Origin of the sequence: Vibrio sp. SCSIO 43132 (assembly GCF_019904195.1) — a bacterium.
Taxonomy (GTDB): Bacteria; Pseudomonadota; Gammaproteobacteria; order Enterobacterales; family Vibrionaceae; genus Vibrio; species Vibrio nigripulchritudo.
Genome location: NZ_CP063199.1, coordinates 3004684 through 3024097 on the forward strand (window position 1 = coordinate 3004684; position 19414 = coordinate 3024097).

At 45.1% G+C, this 19414-nt stretch carries 18 protein-coding genes; 7 read left to right on the forward strand and 11 right to left on the reverse strand.

Annotated features, from left to right (window positions below; genetic code table 11):
• Positions 1-5: 5 nt before the first annotated feature.
• The 5 genes from sucA to sdhC all read right to left on the reverse strand — a co-directional run bounded on the left by sucA (position 6) and on the right by sdhC (position 6147).
• Complete coding sequence (gene sucA, locus INR79_RS13370; protein WP_004400574.1) at positions 6-2813, reverse strand: 2-oxoglutarate dehydrogenase E1 component; 2808 nt, start codon at positions 2811-2813, stop codon at positions 6-8.
• Between the two features lie 107 nt (positions 2814-2920).
• Positions 2921-3634 (reverse strand): succinate dehydrogenase iron-sulfur subunit, encoded by a 714-nt coding sequence (locus tag INR79_RS13375; protein WP_004400572.1) that lies wholly within the window; start codon positions 3632-3634, stop codon positions 2921-2923.
• A gap of 15 nt (positions 3635-3649) precedes the next feature.
• On the reverse strand, positions 3650-5416 hold the full coding sequence (gene sdhA, locus INR79_RS13380) for a succinate dehydrogenase flavoprotein subunit (RefSeq protein ID WP_022551326.1): 1767 nt from the start codon (positions 5414-5416) through the stop codon (positions 3650-3652).
• The gene (gene sdhD / locus INR79_RS13385; protein ID WP_004400569.1) at positions 5417-5761 is read right to left on the reverse strand and encodes a succinate dehydrogenase, hydrophobic membrane anchor protein; all 345 of its coding nucleotides are present in this window, start codon (positions 5759-5761) and stop codon (positions 5417-5419) included. It abuts the gene before it with no gap.
• The gene (gene sdhC / locus INR79_RS13390; protein ID WP_004400567.1) at positions 5755-6147 is read right to left on the reverse strand and encodes a succinate dehydrogenase cytochrome b556 subunit; all 393 of its coding nucleotides are present in this window, start codon (positions 6145-6147) and stop codon (positions 5755-5757) included. Before sdhC ends, sdhD begins: the two co-directional genes overlap by 7 nt.
• Positions 6148-6542: 395 nt before the next feature.
• Between sdhC and INR79_RS13395 the strand changes: the two genes are divergently transcribed.
• Positions 6543-7832: a citrate synthase gene (locus INR79_RS13395; RefSeq protein ID WP_004400564.1), complete on the forward strand. Its 1290-nt coding sequence runs from the start codon at positions 6543-6545 to the stop codon at positions 7830-7832.
• A 100-nt stretch (positions 7833-7932) separates the two neighbouring features.
• Here the strand turns inward: INR79_RS13395 and INR79_RS13400 are convergent, their stop codons facing one another.
• Positions 7933-8691, reverse strand: a complete 759-nt coding sequence (locus INR79_RS13400; RefSeq protein ID WP_045966464.1) for a Nif3-like dinuclear metal center hexameric protein — start codon at positions 8689-8691, stop codon at positions 7933-7935.
• Between the two features lie 79 nt (positions 8692-8770).
• On the opposite strand from INR79_RS13400, the gene INR79_RS13405 reads away from it, so the two are divergent.
• Positions 8771-9535 (forward strand): DUF1853 family protein, encoded by a 765-nt coding sequence (locus INR79_RS13405; protein WP_045966466.1) that lies wholly within the window; start codon positions 8771-8773, stop codon positions 9533-9535.
• Positions 9536-9615: 80 nt separating this feature from the next.
• On the opposite strand, the gene pgm is transcribed toward INR79_RS13405, so the two are convergent.
• Both pgm and seqA read right to left on the reverse strand, forming a co-directional pair.
• Complete coding sequence (gene pgm / locus INR79_RS13410; protein ID WP_223094656.1) at positions 9616-11262, reverse strand: phosphoglucomutase (alpha-D-glucose-1,6-bisphosphate-dependent); 1647 nt, start codon at positions 11260-11262, stop codon at positions 9616-9618.
• A gap of 91 nt (positions 11263-11353) precedes the next feature.
• Positions 11354-11887 carry a replication initiation negative regulator SeqA gene (seqA, locus tag INR79_RS13415; protein WP_223094658.1) on the reverse strand — a complete coding sequence of 178 codons (534 nt, stop codon included), beginning with the start codon at positions 11885-11887 and terminating at the stop codon, positions 11354-11356.
• Positions 11888-11979: 92 nt separating this feature from the next.
• Between seqA and INR79_RS13420 the strand changes: the two genes are divergently transcribed.
• The 3 genes from INR79_RS13420 (at position 11980) to fldA (ending at position 13650) form a co-directional block, all read left to right on the forward strand.
• Positions 11980-12747, forward strand: coding sequence for an alpha/beta fold hydrolase (locus INR79_RS13420; protein ID WP_223094660.1), 768 nt, complete (start codon positions 11980-11982; stop codon positions 12745-12747).
• Between the two features lie 94 nt (positions 12748-12841).
• Entirely contained in the window at positions 12842-13063 is a 222-nt protein-coding gene (locus INR79_RS13425) for a DUF2788 domain-containing protein (protein WP_004400554.1), read from the forward strand.
• Positions 13064-13116: 53 nt separating this feature from the next.
• Positions 13117-13650: a flavodoxin FldA gene (fldA, locus tag INR79_RS13430; protein WP_004400552.1), complete on the forward strand. Its 534-nt coding sequence runs from the start codon at positions 13117-13119 to the stop codon at positions 13648-13650.
• Between the two features lie 32 nt (positions 13651-13682).
• Here the strand turns inward: fldA and INR79_RS13435 are convergent, their stop codons facing one another.
• Positions 13683-14165: a DUF4442 domain-containing protein gene (locus INR79_RS13435; protein WP_022551333.1), complete on the reverse strand. Its 483-nt coding sequence runs from the start codon at positions 14163-14165 to the stop codon at positions 13683-13685.
• 176 nt (positions 14166-14341) lie between these two features.
• On the opposite strand from INR79_RS13435, the gene fcrX reads away from it, so the two are divergent.
• Positions 14342-14794, forward strand: coding sequence for a ferric iron uptake transcriptional regulator FcrX (gene fcrX, locus INR79_RS13440; protein WP_004400548.1), 453 nt, complete (start codon positions 14342-14344; stop codon positions 14792-14794).
• 139 nt (positions 14795-14933) lie between these two features.
• Here fcrX and glnS read toward each other — a convergent pair whose 3' ends face one another.
• Together glnS and nagE are read right to left on the reverse strand one after the other, a co-directional pair.
• The gene (gene glnS, locus INR79_RS13445; RefSeq protein ID WP_022589947.1) at positions 14934-16604 is read right to left on the reverse strand and encodes a glutamine--tRNA ligase; all 1671 of its coding nucleotides are present in this window, start codon (positions 16602-16604) and stop codon (positions 14934-14936) included.
• Between the two features lie 175 nt (positions 16605-16779).
• Positions 16780-18345, reverse strand: a complete 1566-nt coding sequence (nagE, locus tag INR79_RS13450; RefSeq protein ID WP_022551335.1) for an N-acetylglucosamine-specific PTS transporter subunit IIBC — start codon at positions 18343-18345, stop codon at positions 16780-16782.
• A gap of 255 nt (positions 18346-18600) precedes the next feature.
• Here nagE and nagB point away from each other — a divergent pair, with 255 nt between their 5' ends.
• Positions 18601-19404, forward strand: a complete 804-nt coding sequence (gene nagB, locus INR79_RS13455; protein WP_223094662.1) for a glucosamine-6-phosphate deaminase — start codon at positions 18601-18603, stop codon at positions 19402-19404.
• Positions 19405-19414: the final 10 nt, after the last annotated feature.

The window sequence follows — 19414 nt, forward strand, 5'->3', positions numbered from 1 at the left end:
AGTTCTTAATCTAGGGTAAGTGCGTCGTTCACCAACGCTTTTTGTTGTTTCATGTGTACGGACATATAGCCTACTGCCGGTGATGCCGACGCCGGGCGACCTGCATATTTCAGATCAGCTCCTGCCGGAATCGCGGCACGGAAGTTGTGCTGGCTAGAATACCAGGCACCCTGGTTTTGAGGCTCTTCCTGACACCACACGAAGTCTTCAACGTACTTGTATTGAGAAATCGCAGCTTGTACTTCTTCCAGCGGGAATGGGTAAAGCTGCTCAATACGAACGATTGCAACATCGTCTTGCTCATTGTTGCGGCGTTGTTCCAGCAAATCGTAGTAAACCTTGCCCGAACAGAATACGACACGTTTCACTCTTGTCGGATTCAGTTTGTCAATTTCACCGATTGCAGCCTGGAATGTGCCTTCTGCCAGCTCTTCGAGCGTAGAAGTACACAGAGGATGACGCAGTAGCGACTTAGGTGACATAACCACCAATGGACGACGCATCGGACGCACAACCTGACGGCGAATCATGTGGTAAACCTGTGCGGGTGTAGATGGAACAACAACCTGCATATTTTGTTCAGCACACAACTGAAGGTAACGCTCTAGACGTGCAGAGGAGTGTTCAGGTCCTTGCCCTTCATAACCGTGTGGCAGAAGCATAGTCAGACCACACAGACGCGCCCATTTCTGCTCACCAGAAGAGATGAACTGGTCGATTACAACCTGAGCACCGTTTGCGAAATCACCGAACTGCGCTTCCCAAAGAGTCAAACCGCCCGGCTCTGCTGTCGCGTAGCCATATTCAAAGGCAAGAACAGCCTCTTCAGATAGTACTGAGTCGAATACCTGGAAAGGACCTTGCTTATCGTGAATGTTCGCAAGAGGCACATAAGTGCTGGCATCGTTTTGGTTGTGCAACACAGAGTGACGGTGGAAGAACGTACCACGACCTGAATCTTGACCAGAGATACGAATGCGCTTACCATCATCCACCAAGGTTGCGTACGCTAAGGTTTCTGCCATACCCCAGTCCAAGGCTTTCTCGCCATTGATCATGGAAGTACGGTCATTGTATAGCTTGTTAACACGGCTATGCAGCTTGTGGCTTTCCGGGAACTGGCACAAACGCTGACCCAGCTCTGTAAGACGCTTGATATCAAACGTAGAGTCCCAATCTGTATCCCAGTCGTGACCGATATACGGAGACCAGTCCACAGAATGCAACGCCATCGGACGCCACTCTTTCACCACGACTTCACCGTGGTCAAGTGCGTCACGGTATTCGTTAATTTGAAGTGTTGCCGTTTCAATGTCTAACTCGCCACGCTCAATCAGCACATCAGCGTAAAGCTTACGCGGTGTAGGGTGCTTCTTGATTTTCTGATACATCAGAGGTTGAGTTGCATTCGGCTCATCTGCTTCGTTGTGACCATGACGGCGATAACAAACCAGGTCAATCACAACATCACGTTTGAAGGTGTTGCGGTAATCCACTGCAAGACGAGACACGAAAGCGACTGCTTCTGGGTCATCAGCATTCACGTGGAAAATTGGTGCCTGTACCATCTTCGCGATGTCTGTACAGTACATCGTGGATCGCGTATCGCGTGGGTTAGACGTTGTGAAACCAACCTGGTTGTTCACAACGATACGTACCGTACCGCCCACACAGAAACCACGAGCCTGAGACATGTTAAATGTCTCCTGCACCACACCTTGCCCAGCAATCGCTGAGTCACCATGAATGGTGATAGGCAGAACGCTACTGCCGTCTTTGTCGCCCAGACGATCCTGACGAGCACGTACAGAACCGATAACCACAGGGTTAACAATTTCAAGGTGAGATGGGTTGAACGCCAGCGCAAGGTGAACATCACCGCCTGGAGTTGCGAAATCAGCTGAGAAACCTTGGTGATACTTAACATCACCAGTACCCCAAGTTTCATCGTGTTTGCCAGCAAACTCGTCGAACAAATCTTGAGGCTTCTTACCTAGAACGTTAACCAACATGTTCAGACGACCACGGTGGGCCATTCCGATTACCACTTCTCGGATACCTTGAGAGCCCGCTGCACGAATAATTTCTTTCGTCATCGGAATCATGGCGTCACCACCTTCAAGGGAGAAACGTTTCGCACCAGGGAATTTCGCCCCCAGGTAACGCTCAAGACCTTCAGCAGCAGTCAGTTCATGTAGGAATGTTTGCTTTTCTTCTGAACTGAAACTCGCTTGACCGGATACAGATTCCAGACGTTGTTGGATCCAACGTTTTTGCTCTGTATTGGTCATGTGCATGTATTCAGCACCGATAGAACCGCAGTAAGTTTGTTGTAGGGCTTTGTGAAGGTCTCTCAGAACCATGGTTTCTTGCCCAATAGCAAAAGAACCTACGTTGAAAGTTTCATCAAAATCATCTTCGGTAAGAGTATGGAAATCAGGATTCAGTTCAGCGACTGTGTCTCGTTTCCAAAGACCTAGGGGGTCGAGGTTGGCAGCTTCATGACCGCGGAAGCGGTAAGCATTGATAAGCTGTAGTACTTTTACTTGTTTAGCATCGACATCAGGATCACTAACTTGGACATTGTAATGCTTTGTCTCTTTCGCTAATCGACGGAAGTAATCACGGACACGAGAATGCGGTTGTTCTGCCGCGTCAGATTGCTTGGGCAATCCTTCAAAAACTCGTTTCCACTCCTCACTTACCAGGTCGGGGTCACTAAGATACAGTTCGTAGAGTTCTTCTACATAAGTTGCATTGGCGCCAGCCAAGTGTGAAGACTCGAGCCATGCCTTCATCACGCCGTTGTGCATATTTTCCCTTAACCAGTAGTTTTCACGTTCGCTTCGGTCTTATGCCGAGCTATTAATAAAGCCGACCCTGGTACATTGCGCAACTTGGGTCGGCAATTTTTATTCAATTAAACCGAGCGGTTCAATAGCATGGTCTTAATATGACCGATTGCCTTCGTAGGATTTAATCCCTTAGGACAAACACTTACACAATTCATGATGCCATGGCAACGAAAAACGCTAAAAGCATCGTCAAGATTAGATAAACGTTCATCTGTAGCGGTATCGCGGCTATCAATCAGCCAACGATAAGCTGCAAGCAAGCCTGCCGGTCCAATGAATTTATCCGGGTTCCACCAGAATGACGGGCACGAAGTTGTGCAACATGCGCACATAATACATTCATACAGACCGTCCAGATGTGCGCGATCTTCCGGAGCCTGAAGATTTTCTCGCGCTGGCGGTAAGTTGCCGTCTGAAATCAAGAACGGCTTCACTTTTGCGTAGTTGTCGTAGAACTGTGTCATATCTACAATCAAGTCACGAACAACTGGTAACCCTGGAAGCGGTCGGATGACAATCTTGTCTTTGCCCGACAGCGCCGACATCGGTGTAATACACGCCAGACCATTCTTGCCGTTCATGTTCAAACCATCAGAACCACACACACCTTCACGGCATGAGCGTCTGAAAGCGATTGACGGATCTTGCTCTTTCAGCAGAATAAGAGCATCCAGGACCATCATGTCTGAACCATCTTCCACTTCAAGAACGTAGTCCTTCATGTAAGGCTTTTTGTCTGTATCCGGATTGTAGCGGTAAAGAGAGAAATTAAGTTTCATAGTATGTACCTCCCTTTAGTATGTACGTGCTTTCGGCGGAAATGCTTCACGATGAACTGGTGTCATGTTCACATCACGCTTAGTCATTGCTTCAGAATCCGGATTGTAGATGGAGTGGCATAGCCAGTTTTCATCATCGCGGTCTGGGAAATCAAAACGAGCATGAGCACCACGACTCTCCGTACGATAGTTTGCAGCTACCGCTGTCGAGAATGCAGTTTCCATCAGGTTGTCCAGTTCAAGACACTCGATTCGCTCTGTGTTGAATTCTGTTGACTTGTCAGCCAGGTGAGCATCCTTCAGGCGCTCACGAATAACTTTAAGCTCTTCAAGCCCTGTTGCCATTGCCTCACCTTCACGGAATACCGAGAAGCTGTTTTGCATGCATCTTTGCAGGTCTTTACGGATTTGAGCAGGATCTTCACCGCCGGTGCTGTTTTCCCAACGCATAGTACGAGCCAGAGATGCTTCGATGTCAGAATCTGTTGCTGGGCGCGCTTCGGCTTGTGCTTCCAGAGTTTCACCAAGGTGAAGACCTGTCGCACGTCCGAATACCACTAAGTCGAGTAGCGAGTTACCACCCAGACGGTTAGCACCGTGTACCGATACAGATGCGATTTCGCCACAAGCAAACAAACCTTGGACTTCAACATCAGTACCGTCGGCATTTTGTTTAAGCGCTTGACCAGATACCTGAGTTGGAACACCACCCATCATGTAGTGACAGGTTGGGATAACTGGAATTGGTTCTTTCACAGGATCGACGTGAGCAAAGGTACGAGAAAGCTCACAAATACCCGGCAGACGAGATTCCAGAACTTCTTGACCAAGATGATCCATCTTCAGTTTGATGTGTGGCCCCCATGGACCATCACAACCACGACCTTCGCGGATTTCGATCATCATCGAACGAGCAACAACGTCACGACCTGCAAGGTCCTTCGCGTTAGGAGCATAACGCTCCATAAAGCGCTCGCCGTCTTTATTGAGAAGGTAACCACCTTCACCACGACAACCTTCGGTTACCAGCACACCCGCGCCTGCGATACCAGTCGGGTGGAACTGCCACATTTCCATGTCTTGCATTGGAACACCAGCGCGCAATGCCATACCAACGCCATCACCCGTGTTGATGTGAGCGTTAGTTGTCGATGCGTAGATTCGACCTGCACCACCAGTCGCAAGCACAGTCGCTTTCGACTTGAAGTAGCACATTTCGCCCGTTTCCATACAGATTGCTGTACAGCCAAGAATTGCACCATCTTGGTTTTTCACTAAATCAAGGGCGTACCACTCAGAGAAGATGGTGGTTTTGTGTTTGATATTTTGCTGATAAAGCGTGTGAAGCAGTGCATGCCCGGTACGGTCAGCTGCCGCAGCAGTACGTGCCGCCTGCTCACCACCGAACTCTTTAGACTGTCCACCAAACGGACGCTGGTAGATGCTGCCGTTTTCAAAGCGAGAAAATGGTAAGCCCATTTTTTCAAGCTCGATAACAGATTCAGGACCGGTTTTACACATGTACTCGATCGCATTCTGGTCACCGATGTAATCAGAGCCTTTAACGGTGTCGTACATGTGCCACTGCCAGTTATCTTTATGGGAGTTGCCAAGTGCTACCGTAATACCGCCTTGAGCTGAAACAGTATGTGAGCGAGTAGGAAATACTTTAGAAAGCAGAGCACAAGACAGCCCCTGCTCAGAAATTTGTAGAGCAGCGCGCATGCCCGCGCCACCTGCGCCGATTACAACGGCATCGAATTCACGAACTGGAATAGTCACTTACGCACCCCACAATACAAACAAACCAGAGAAGAAATAGGCGATTAGAACGGCAATAATTGCGACTTGTAATACACCACGTAACATTATGTGTTTAATGTAGTCTGTTAATACTTGCCACAAGCCAATCCACGCGTGCACAAGCACACAGACTAATGCAAGCATAGTAAAGACTTTGGTAAAGGTGCCGCCAAAAAATGCCGTCCATGACATGTAAGTGATTTCATTGAAGGCACAAAAGCCAACAATGTAGATGGTGTAAAGCGTAAGGATGATCGCACTGGCGCGGATCAGTAGAAAGTCGTGAACGCCATTGCGTCCCAACGAGGAAACATGTTTTACCATACCAAAACCCCTGCTAGTAGAGACAATACTACTGTTACGGCAAATGAGACTTTTGCGCTCACTGCGCCAGTATCTAACTCTTCAAAATACCCCATATCCATGAATAAATGACGAATACCGCCTACTATGTGATATGCGAGTGCAGTTAGAATGCCCCAAAGGATAAAAGACACGATAAAGCTGTCTACTATGTCAGCGGCTTTAGCGAATCCTAGTGGGGAAGAGAGGGATATGGATAGTAACCAAATTAAAATTCCAATTGCTACAAACGTAATAACACCTGAAATTCGATGCAGGATGGATGCGATTGCAGAAATCGGAAAGTGGACTGTCTGTAAATCTAGATTAACAGGTCTTGACTTTCTTTCTTTCACGGGCTTGCTCACTCAGCTCCTTAGAGCATTTATAGTTATAAACCAAATTTTAGTAGGAACCCTACAAAAATTAACATTTATTTAACTTATTTCGCCCAATATTGGCGAGATAAATGTAAATGAATTGTTATCTTTTTCTTTTTTATTATAGGCCAATATTTGTTTCTAGCCTTGAATTTATAAGGATTCCACAAAAATTTTCAGCGCCACTATACGGGCGGTAACATATTAATACAATTGACGTAACAAATAATGCTACACAGAACAGATTTTTAACTTTTTTCATATGAAAAATCAAAACGAGTGCACACAAAAAGGGAGAAAAATTGACTTTACTTTAGATACTCAGTAAAAAAACGGCACACAAAATATCCTGGATGGATTAATAATAAACAAAGGAGAATGTTATGGCAGATAAGAAAGCGACCCTTCACATCGAAGGTAAAGCGCCAATCGAGCTGCCGATTATGGAGGGTACAGTTGGACCTGAAGTAATCGATGTTCGTAAACTCGGAGCCAATGGTTACTTTACTTTTGACCCCGGTTTTCTTGCCACTGCATCTTGTGAATCCCAAATCACTTATATTGACGGTGCGAAAGGCATCCTTCTTCACAGAGGATTCCCTATCGACCAACTTGCCAATAACGCAGATTACCTGGAAGTATGTTACATCCTACTGTATGGCGAAGCCCCAGATCGTAAGCAATATGAACAATTCAAAGAGACCGTAACGCGTCACACCATGGTCCATGAGCAAATCGCAAGTTTCTTCCACGGTTTCCGCCGTGATGCTCACCCAATGGCTGTTATGTGTGGTGTGGTTGGTGCATTAGCTGCCTTCTACCACGACTCTCTAGACATCAACAACGACGAACACCGTGAAATCGCGGCCTACCGTCTGCTTTCTAAAATGCCGACTCTGGCAGCAATGTGTTACAAGTACTCCATCGGCCAACCATTCATCTACCCTCGTAATGAATTGAGCTATGCAGAAAACTTCTTACACATGATGTTCGCAAACCCTTGTGAGGAGTACAACGTTAACCCTGTTGTTGCTCGCGCAATGGACAAGATCTTTACGTTGCACGCAGACCACGAACAAAACGCTTCAACGTCTACGGTTCGTTTGTCTGGTTCTTCTGGTGCAAACCCATTCGCATGTATCGCAGCGGGTATCGCCTCTCTATGGGGTCCTGCACACGGTGGTGCAAACGAAGCTTGTTTACGTATGCTTGAAGAGATTGGCAGCGTTGACAACATCCCTGAATACATCGAACGTGCGAAAGACAAAGAAGACCCGTTCCGTCTTATGGGCTTCGGTCACCGCGTTTACAAAAACTACGACCCACGTGCAACAGTAATGCGCGAAGCATGTCACGAAGTACTAGAGGAATTGAACATCCAGGATCCTCTACTCGACGTGGCAATGGAGCTTGAGCGTATTGCGTTGTCTGACGAGTACTTCGTAGAGAAGAAACTGTACCCGAACGTAGACTTCTACTCAGGTATTATCCTGAAAGCGATTGGTATCCCAATCTCTATGTTCACAGTAATCTTCGCGATGTCTCGTACCATTGGTTGGATTGCTCACTGGAATGAAATGCACAGTGATCCAAACAACCGAATTGGTCGTCCACGCCAGCTATACACTGGTCAGAAATCACGCGACTTCCAACCTCTTCACGAAAGAGAGTGATGATCAATATTCTGACTATTGGTTACTGAGTAGTAAAAAGGTCGAAGCATTCGCTTCGACCTTTTTCTATGTATTTAATCTAAAAAATTGTAGCTTTCGACTAAACCGGGTTATCGATATCAATAAAGGTCACGTCAAAGCCATGCTCTGCTTCCAGCCATTCGCCAAGTGCCTTAACACCATAACGCTCCGTTGCATGGTGACCTGCTGAAAAGTAATGGATGTCCTGTTCACGAGCCGAGTACGTAGTGCGCTCTGAAATTTCCCCGGAGATAAAAGCATCCAAACCTTTTGCCGCTGCAAGCTCGATGAAATCCTGACCGCCACCAGTACACCAACCCACAGTTTCAATCAATTTGTTACTATTTTCCGGAGCAATATGAAGTGGAGTTCGATTCAAAGCGGTTTCGATTCTCTTGGCAAATTCAGCACCTGAAACAGGTTTAACAAGCTTGCCATACACAGAAACCGACTGAGGGTGCCCTTCCAAGCCACCATCAATTTCAATATCCAGCAACTCAGCCAGCTTAGCGTTATTGCCAAGTTCCGGGTGAATGTCCAGAGGTAAGTGGTAACCATAAAGATTAATGTCGGCTTTAATCAGGCTGCGAATGCGCTTACCTTTCATTCCCTTGATGGGTTCTGGCTCACCTTTCCAAAAGTAACCATGGTGTACCAACAGAGCATCTGCGTTAAGCTCAATCGCTTTCTCAATTAGGGCTTGAGATGCCGTAACCCCGGTCACGATACGCTGAACTTCGGGCTTACCCTCTACCTGCATACCATTTGGGCTGTAATCTTTGATCAATTGTGGCGACAGCTTGTCATTGAGGATCGACTCGAGCTGAAAGTTATTCATCATGCGTATCCGTGTTATCTCTTTTAGCGCGTTTATAACAATTTAAAGGTAGAATGTCGAAACCAAATGGAGAATTTCAATGCTATCAAAACAAGAACTAAATAAACTTTTGAAATGGGTCATACAAACCCCCGCTCTGTTTAAGCAGGCTGACCCTATTGTTGAAATTCCCCCTTTTTCAGCCTCAATTACGAAAAATATTGAAGAATATGAAGGAAATGCTCGATTAGGCTTTGTTTATCAATACCTTTGCCAGCAGCTTTTTGAAAATAACCCACAATACTTAGTCAAAGATGAAGAAATTCAGCTAAACCAAAATGGTAGAACTCTCGGCGCGATTGACTTCATCATTCAAAACCAGCTTAAAGACGAAATCGAACACTGGGAAGTGGCGATCAAGTTCTACCTTTTCCACAACGAACTGTGGTTTGGTCCTAACGCAAAAGACCGGCTGGATATTAAGTTAGAGCACATGCTCACGCATCAGCTAAAAATGTCATCCTCTGAAGCTTTCAAATGTCAGTTCCCTCAATGGCTGGACCTTCAAGAACGTTTGCTTATGCAGGGCAGGCTGTATATCAATCCATTTTTAGATAATGAAGTACCCACTCACTGTTGTGAGAAAGAGATCAATAAAGAACGTATAAAAGGCTACTGGTGTTATGAGAATCAAAAACACCGCATTGAAGAGCCATTGTATGTATTAGAAAAGAAAAACTGGATAACGGGCAGAACGAGCACTTCTTCATTGCTTGAAGAAGAGACGGATATTGGAAAGTTCATTCATTGCCAATCTGAAAGTGGACAATACTGGTTTATCGTGAATCAAGGTTGGCCAAACTAGTCATTCGGCGGGCGAAAGAGTAAGGACAAAAGGTAAAAAGGCGGCAAGCGCCGCCTTTATCCACTAAAAACCGTTAGGCATTACAAACCAGCGTTCTTAAATACCTGATTAACGATTTCCTGAGCTTCTGCTTCAATAGCTTTCAAATGTTCTTCACCTTTGAAGCTCTCACAGTAAATCTTATAGATGTCTTCGGTACCAGATGGACGTGCAGCAAACCAACCATTTGCTGTGGTCACTTTAAGCCCGCCAATTGCCGCGCCATTGCCTGGTGCATGTGTCAGGCGTGCCGTGATTTCGTCACCTGCCAATGTCGTTGCCGACACCATTTCAGGCGAAAGTTTCTTAAGCACATCTTTCTGTTCACTGTTTGCAACAGCCTGAATGCGATTGTATTTTGATTCGCCGTGCTTGGTTGCCAGCTCTTCGTAATATTCCTGAGGATTTTTACCCGTCACAGCTGTAATTTCTGCCGCCAACAGACACAAAATAATGCCGTCTTTATCCGTTGACCATGGTGTGCCGTCTTTACGAAGGAAGGAAGCACCCGCGCTCTCTTCACCACCGAAGCCAAACTGACCAGAATACAAGCCATCTACGAACCATTTGAAACCAACCGGAACTTCACAAAGCTCACGACCTAGATCAGCCACAACACGGTCAATCAGCGCACTGGATACCAGAGTCTTCCCAACTGCTACGTCTTTGTTCCAACCTTCGCGGTGACGGTAAAGGTAATCAATACATACCGCCAGGAAATGGTTAGGGTTCATGAGCCCTTTTGGCGTCACAATGCCATGGCGGTCGTAATCAGGGTCGTTACCAAACGCCAGATCATAATCGTCTTTTAGTGCCAATAGACTTGCCATGGCGTAAGGCGAAGAACAATCCATTCGAATCACGCCGTCTTTGTCCAATGACATAAACTGGAAAGACGGATCGATGGATTCACTGACCAAAGTAAGGTCAAGTTGATATGTTTCAGCGATTTGACGCCAGTAATCGATGCCTGAACCACCCAGTGGATCCACACCAATGTTCAAGTTGGCTTTTTGAATCACCTCGATATCGATCACATTCACTAAGTCATCAATGTAAGGTTTTACTAGATCAACTTGCTTGAATAATTCGGACTCTTTTGCCTGAGTGATTGGTGTGCGCTTCACACCTTGCAAGCCTTCTGAAATCAGTACATTGGCTCTGTCTTCAATTGCCTGAGTCAACTCAGCTTCAGCCGGACCACCATGAGGCGGATTGTACTTGATACCACCGTCTTGTGGCGGGTTATGCGAAGGCGTAATTACAATGCCGTCTGCTTTCGCATCATGCGTTTGATTGTAAGTCAGAATTGCATGGGAGATACCAGGAGTTGGAGTAAAGCCATTATCTTCCTGAACAATCACTTCTACACCATTTGCAATCAGCACTTCTACAACGCTTGTAAAAGCGGGCTCTGACAATGCATGTGTGTCTTTACCTAAAAACAGAGGACCAGTAACGCCCTGCTCTTTACGCACTTCTGCGACAGCCTGAGCAATAGCTAAGATATGGTGCTCATTGAAAGTGTGTTTGTCAGACGTACCACGATGACCGGACGTTCCAAACTGAACGCGATGTGCATCATTAGAAGATTCTGGTTGAAGTAAGAAGTAATTAGCAACTAACGAAGGGATGTTATGCAAATCTTCTTGCAAGGCTTGTTGCCCCGCTCGAGGATGGATAGCCATTTTTATTTCCTTATTTATTTACTTACCCATAAAAAAACAAACCTCATAATAACGATTCAATATGTCATTATGAGGTTCGAATCAGGTGCTTTTAAATTGCGTTACACACCTTTTCAATTAAATCGCCCTGGAAGCCCATACGCGTCATTAATTGATCCACCATTTGGCGTTTCCGGTTGGTATTATTGTTCGTGATTACCCAGAAAGGTGTGTTAGGAATCTGACGTGGTTTCGTTGTTTTACCGCTGGCTAACAGAGTGTCTTCATTATCAGCAAAGTAAACACGTGTGCGACCTTTTACTTGAGTCGCCTCTGCAAATTTATCGTTGTGAACACTGTGAAGAGTCGACAATACCAGCATAAAACGATCAATGGCTTTGTCTTTGCCTGCAAACTCGTCAGAAATCAATAAAGAACGAAGCACTTTTACGCCATCAATAGCGGTGTCCTTACCTGCTTCTTTACTTACGACGATACCATTCATTGCTGGAGCGGGAGGCTCAACAACTGGCTTTTGTTCGCCCATTAACAATCGACGAAGAATGTCTGATGCACTCTCTCCGATGTGTTGTGTTTGACTGGCTATGTAACGGTATAGATCCTCATCAACCTCTATTGTTTTCATTCGCTTTTCACAATCTCTATGTTTAAACTCTGTGTGATTATAACCAGTTCTGCCATGATACTCTACGGCAAACCCAACAAGATAAAGAGAAAATGTCATCACTTTTGAATTATAAGTTGCAAGGCGAAGGACAGACGATCGTCTTGCTGCATGGATTGTTTGGCAATCTGGATAACCTAGGATTATTAGCCAGAGATTTGGTTCAGGATCATCAGGTTCTGTCTGTCGATCTTCGCAATCATGGTCTTTCTTTTCACAGTGAAAGCCATACCTATGAAGAAATGGCAGAAGACGTAAAAGCACTCCTTGAACATCTGAACTTAAGTAATGTGATTCTTGTCGGTCATTCCATGGGCGGAAAAGTTGCCATGAAACTCGCGTCGCTTACTGAAGACAAAGTGAAAAAGCTTGTTGTTTTGGACATGTCACCAGTCGCGTACACTGAATCACGTCACGACAACGTTTTTGCCGGGCTTCATGCTGTTGAAAATGCAAAACCCTCAAGTCGCTCAGAAGCGATGAAAGTCATGGCAGAACATATCGAAATGGAAGGTGTGCGTCAGTTTCTTGGTAAGTCGCTATACAAAGAGAGTGATCACCTTGGCTGGCGTTTTAATGTTGAGTCGTTATTCTCTAACTACAGAAACATCATAAGTTGGGAAGAAGCGAAAGCCGTTCAAACGCCCGCATTACTTATTAAAGGTGGAAATTCAGATTATCTTACTGAAGCACACCAGCCAGCAGTAATGCGACAGTTTCCAAATGCCAAAGCACATGTAATCGCGAATACGGGCCACTGGCTACATGCGGAAAAGCCGAACGACGTGCTGAGAGTGATGCGCCGATTCATAGCCGCGTAGGTAACATTTTGCGCCTATTGGAGAATCCTTCTCATTAACTTTGGGTCGCAACAGTGATATAGTGCGCCCAGCAAATTTGACTACAAGGAACGTCATGCTCTACGACTACATCAATATGCTAGAGTCCATAGGCTTGGACCTTTTGTTTGCATCGATCTTCTTTTTTATCGGAATGGCAATCAAAGACGTATTGAAACAAGGTAACGTCCCACCGTTTGGGCGTCGTATTGTATGGTTAGTTCTTTTCTTAGGTTGCGCCGGATTCATCGCAAAGGGGCTTATCCAGCTAAGCTGGGAAGGCACTGGTTTGGGTTAACCAGGCGACCTCAGATTTAATTTAAAAACCGTCACTATATAGGTACTGATTCTATGGCAAGTGTAGGACTCTTCTTTGGTAGCGACACAGGTAATACTGAAGCCGTTGCTAAGATGATTCAGAAACAACTAGGTAAAAAGTTGGTTCACGTACAAGACATCGCGAAAAGCAGCAAAGAAGACATCGACAACTTTGATCTTCTTCTACTAGGTATTCCAACTTGGTATTACGGTGAAGCACAATGTGACTGGGATGATTTCTTCCCAGAGCTTGAGCAAATCGACTTCTCGACGAAACTCGTGGCTATCTTTGGTTGTGGCGATCAGGAAGACTACGCAGAGTACTTCTGTGATGCTATGGGCATGGTTCGCGATATCGTTGAAGCGAAAGGCGGAACAATTTTGGGTCACACTTCAACTGAAGGCTACGAATTCGAAGCATCAAAAGGATTGGTAGAAGGTGACGACTCTCTGTTTGTAGGTTTGTGTATTGATGAAGATCGCCAACCAGAGCTGACAGACGATCGAGTAAAAAATTGGGTTGAGCAGATACACGAAGAAATGTGTCTTGCTGAACTAGAAGACTAAAAGTAAATACCTCCCGATTGGGAGGTATTTTTTTACCCTGAACGATATTCCGGACGCTTTCTCACATACAGTGTTCTCTGTACTTCAGACACTACATCCCCTGCTTCATCTTTAACGTAAACCATAAACTCAGGAAAACACTTTTCACCATTTGCGGTTTTACTGTAAATGTCATCAAGCATGTTTTGGGAAATTTGAAAGTCCGCATAAAGCGCACTTTTCCCAGGAGCAATAAAATTGATGCTGGCTTCCTTATCCCAAACAAAATACTCTTCACCTAAGATACCTATCAACATCAGCGAATACACAGGATCAGTCAGAGAAAAAATCGAGCCTCCATATTGAGTTCGGTTTGCGTTCTTATTCCACCACCTCAATTTAAGTTTCACTTTTACTGTGCGGAAATCTTTGCTGATAGATAGTATTCTGATTCCAGCTCCCCAGAATGGCGGCCACAGATTCAGCGCAAATTTAACAACACCGGGTTTGTACACTCGGCTCAAGCTTTTATGCATAAGTATTGTTATAAAGTTGTAACTGGTCGGATCTCAATATCCGTGATTTGAGGCAGATTTACAAGTTTTCTTTATTAACCGTTTGAACTTCGTGGTTTATTGTTACGTTTTACTATCCTATAATGCTATTAACTACGACTTCTGTATTTTGCTGCAGATCATCTACAGGAAAGAATATGCCAGATAATAACCAAGCTCTAAAAGAAGCTGGACTAAAGGTTACGTTACCGCGATTAAAGATCTTAGAGGTACTTCAACAACCTGACTGCTCTCACATCAGTGCAGAGGAACTGTACAAGAAGCTGATCGATCTCGGTGAAGAGATTGGGCTAGCGACTGTATATCGAGTTCTTAACCAATTCGATGATGCTGGCATTGTAACCCGACACCACTTCGAAGGCGGTAAGTCTGTTTTTGAATTGTCCACTCAACACCACCACGACCACTTGGTCTGTCTTGATTGCGGTGAAGTGATTGAGTTTTCTGACGAAGTGATTGAAGAAAGACAAAGAGAAATAGCAGCCAAGTACAACGTCGAACTGACGAATCACAGCCTGTACCTTTACGGTAAGTGTGGTGATCGCTCTTGTAAAGACGATCCAAACGCGCACAAGCCGAAGAAAAAGTAAGGCAAAAACACCGAAAAAGCCGAAGGTTTTAACGCCTTCGGCTTTTTTATTGCTCGATTCTTATACTCAAGCCTGGTTTGTTACAAAAAGAGGGCACAAAATGCGCCCTCTTATTTTTTATCATAAATTAAGTTAAGTCTTATTTAGACTCAATCTTAGCCCAAGTATCTCTCAACCCAACCGTTCGGTTGAATACTGGGCTTTCTGGTGTTGAATCTTTTGAATCTGCACAGAAATAACCGGTACGTTCGAACTGGTAGCCCGCTTCTGGCTTGGCATTCGCTAGACTAGGCTCAACCACCCCCTGCATTACCGTGAGTGATTCAGGGTTGATAGTAGAAGCAAAATCATCTGCTGCTGCAGGGTTTGCGACTGAGAATAAGCGATCGTAAAGGCGAATTTCTGCTGAAACGCCTTTCTCCGCTGAAACCCAATGAATCACCCCTTTGACTTTACGACCATCAGCTGGGTTCTTACCCAACGTTTCATTGTCGTAAGTACAGAAGATAGTAGTGATATTACCTTGCTCATCCTTTTCAATGCGCTCGGCTTTAATCACATATGCGCCGCGTAAACGTACCTCTTTACCCAGTACTAAACGCTTGTACTTCTTGTTTGCTTCTTCGCGGAAGTCCTCTTTCTCGATATATATTTCGCGAGTAAATGGCACTTCACGTTCACCCATTTCTGGTTTATTAGGGTGATTTGCTACAGTCAGAGTCTCAACTTCACCTTCAGCGAAGTTTTCAATCACCAGCTTCACTGGATCCAAAACCGCCATAGCACGAGGAGCATTTTCATTAAGGTCATCGCGAATACAAGATTCCAAAGAACTAAACTCGATCATGTTCTCTTGCTTAGTCACACCGATGCGTTTGCAGAACTCACGAATAGAAGCAGGAGTAAAGCCTCGGCGACGCAATCCAGAAACCGTTGGCATACGCGGGTCATCCCACCCATTCACTAGGTTTTCGGAAACCAGCTGGCTCAGCTTACGCTTGGACATAACCGTGTATTCAAGGTTCAGACGGCTGAACTCGTACTGGCGTGGCTGACATTCGATTGAAATGTTATCTAACACCCAGTCGTACAAACGTCGGTTATCTTGGAATTCCAGTGTACAAAGCGAGTGCGTAATACCTTCCAATGCATCCGAGATACAATGCGTAAAATCATACATCGGGTAGATGCACCACTTGTCACCAGTTTGATGGTGTGTGGCAAAGCGCACGCGGTATAGCACTGGATCACGCATAACCATAAAGGAGGAAGACATGTCGATTTTCGCACGTAGACATGCTTTCCCTTCTTCAAAACCACCGTCGCGCATTTTTTCAAACAGCGCTAAGTTTTCCTCAACGCTGCGGTCGCGATAAGGGCTAGGCTTACCCGGTTCCTTCAGAGTACCTCGGTACTCGCGGATCTGCTCAGGACTTAGCTCTTCGACATACGCTAAGCCTTTGTTAATTAATTCAACTGCATAACCGTAAAGTTTGTCGAAGTAGTTTGAGGAGTAACAGATATCCCCATTCCACTCAAAGCCTAACCAGTTAACATCATTCTTAATCGACTCGACGTATTCGATATCTTCTTTTTCAGGGTTAGTGTCATCAAAACGAAGATTACACTGTCCCTGATAGTCCTGAGCAATACCAAAGTTAAGGCAGATAGATTTAGCGTGACCGATGTGCAGATAACCGTTAGGTTCTGGCGGGAAACGGGTGTGCACGCTGTTATGTTTGCCTTCCGCTAAATCCTTATCAATGATTTGACGGATAAAGTTCGATGGACGAGCCTCAGCTTCACTCATCTATAACACCTCTATGTATTTAAGTATTGTCAGAATGGTTAATCGCTAATGATCCACCATTCTCACGAGATACACAACTGCCTCAAACACTTTATTGCCAAATTTCGTTTTGAATGGTTAAAAAAAATGCCTCCCAATGGGAGGCATTTCTTAAACTTGATTTCTTAATCTGAGATTAAGGAAGTTTTACATCAGATAGGTCTTCACCTGGACCGATATTTTTCATTTCACCAGCAACGATTTCTGCTAGAGGACCTAGGATAACCTGAAGGTTGTTTTCACCTAGTTTAACCACACCTTTCGCACCAAGCTTCTTAAGAACAGCTTCATCAGCTAGAGAGCGGTCTTTAAGAGTTAGACGTAGACGAGTGATACAAGCGTCGATAGTTGTTAGGTTTTCGTGACCGCCTAGAGCTTTCAGGTATTGACGAGCTAGGTCACCTTTAGGTGCTTCACCACCTGCAGCAACTGCTTCTTCTTCGTCTTCACGACCTGGAGTCTTCAGGTTGAACGCGCGGATTGCGAACGAGAAGGTTACGAAGTATAGAGCGAACCATGCTAGACCAAGAGCTAGTAGAACTAGAGGCTTAGTTGCGATACCGAAGTTCAGCATGAAGTCGATAGCACCACCAGAGAATGTGAAGCCGTGTAGAGTACCGAACATGTTCGCTACTACTAGAGCTAGACCAGTGAATGCTGCGTGTACTGCGTATAGTGCAGGAGCTAGGAATACGAACATGAATTCCATTGGCTCGGTAACACCTGTTAGGAATGCACAGAAACCTACAGAGAACAGAGCACCAGAAACTTGAGCACGTTTCTCAGCAGGAGCTGCTAGGTACATTGCTAGTGCTGCACCTGGAAGACCGAACATCATTACCATGAAGAAGCCGTTCATGAATACGCCAGCGCCTTTATCGCCTGCGAAGAAGCGGAATAGGTCACCAGACGCTACTGTTTCAGTTACTTCTTTAACAGTTGCAACGATTTCTGGAGTTACAGAGTTAGCGAATTCAAACGTGTGCTGTTGACCAACTACTAGTGTTTTAGCAACTTCAGGAGTTACACACACTTTAGTTAGGTCTAGAGCTTGACCAGCAGCCTGAGCACCAGTGATTAGGATTTCCTGACAAGAACCTAGGTTGAACCAGAAAATGTTGTTCACAATGTGGTGTAGACCGATTGGAATCAGAAGACGGTTTAGGAAACCGTAAGCAAACTGACCAAAGCCACCAGAAGAAGATACGCCTTGTGCTAGTGCGTCAAGACCACCCTGGATTGCAGGCCATACGTAACCTAGAACCGCACCTAGTACTAGAGCGAAAAGACCAGCCATGATTGGAACTAAACGTTTGCCAGAGAAGAAAGCCAACCATTCTGGTAGACGCGTTGCATTGAATGCATTGTATGCGTGACCAGCTACGATACCCGCTAGGATACCACCGAATGCCTGAGTGTTGATGTCGGCATTGATTGTTGTTGCAGTTGCGTTAGAAACGAAGTAAGCCACTGCACCAGCTAGACCAGCTGCACCGTGACCGTCTTTAGAAAGACCGATTGCGATACCGATTGCAAAGATAACTGGTAGGTTACCGAAAACCGCCCCACCTGCTTGCGCCATGAAAGCGATATCAAGCACGTCACCTTGTCCCAAACGCAGTAAAAGACCTGCTATTGGAAGCACTGCAATAGGAAGCATCAAAGCTTTACCTAATCTCTGCGCATATCCAAGTATATTCACCTTAAGTTCCCCCTATAGGATTTTTTGTATTAGATTTGAGACACTTTTTTTAGTGGCTCAATTTAGTCGTAGTCAGTTTATGACATTAATTTTGCTCCGCAAATTAAAACCTTTTCATTTGTGATCCTAATCACCCGTTTCGGGTAAGGGCAAAGGATTTTGCTAGCGAGATCATAAAACTTATTTTATCATTCAAAACAAATGCCCCAGGGCGCCAAGTTTTAATCATTTACTGTATAAATTTGAGGTATCACCGTGAGATTAATTCCACTAAATACAGCTACTGATGTTGGCCTATGGTCTGCACGTCATATTGTTAACCGAATCAATGCCTTCCAGCCAACTGCGGACCGTCCATTTGTACTAGGATTGCCTACTGGTGGTACTCCTCTGAACACTTACAAGCGTCTAATTGAACTTCATAAAGCTGGCGAAGTAAGCTTCAAACACGTCGTTACTTTCAACATGGATGAGTATGTTGGTCTTCCATCTGATCACCCTGAGTCTTACCGCTCTTTCATGTACAGCAACTTCTTCAATCACATTGATATTCAAGAAGAAAACATCAATCTTCTTAACGGCAATGCTGAAGATCAGGAAGCTGAGTGCCAACGTTACGAAGATAAGATTAAATCGTACGGCAGAATCAACCTGTTCATGGGTGGTGTTGGTAACGATGGTCACATCGCTTTTAACGAGCCAGCATCCTCACTTTCTTCGCGTACTCGTATCAAAACTCTGACTGAAGATACGCGTATTGCGAACTCTCGTTTCTTCGATGGCGACATCAGCCAGGTACCAAAATACTCACTGACCATTGGTGTAGGTACTCTGCTTGACGCTGAAGAAATCATGATCCTAATTACAGGTCATAACAAAGCACTAGCACTAGAAGCAGCAGTAGAGGGTTCTGTTAACCATCTGTGGACTGTATCTGCACTTCAACTTCACCCTAAGTCAGTGATCGTTTGTGACGAGCCTGCAACTCAAGAATTAAAAGTGAAGACGGTGAAATACTTCCAAGAGCTTGAAGCAGACAATACTAAAGATCTTAAATAAGGGTTATTAC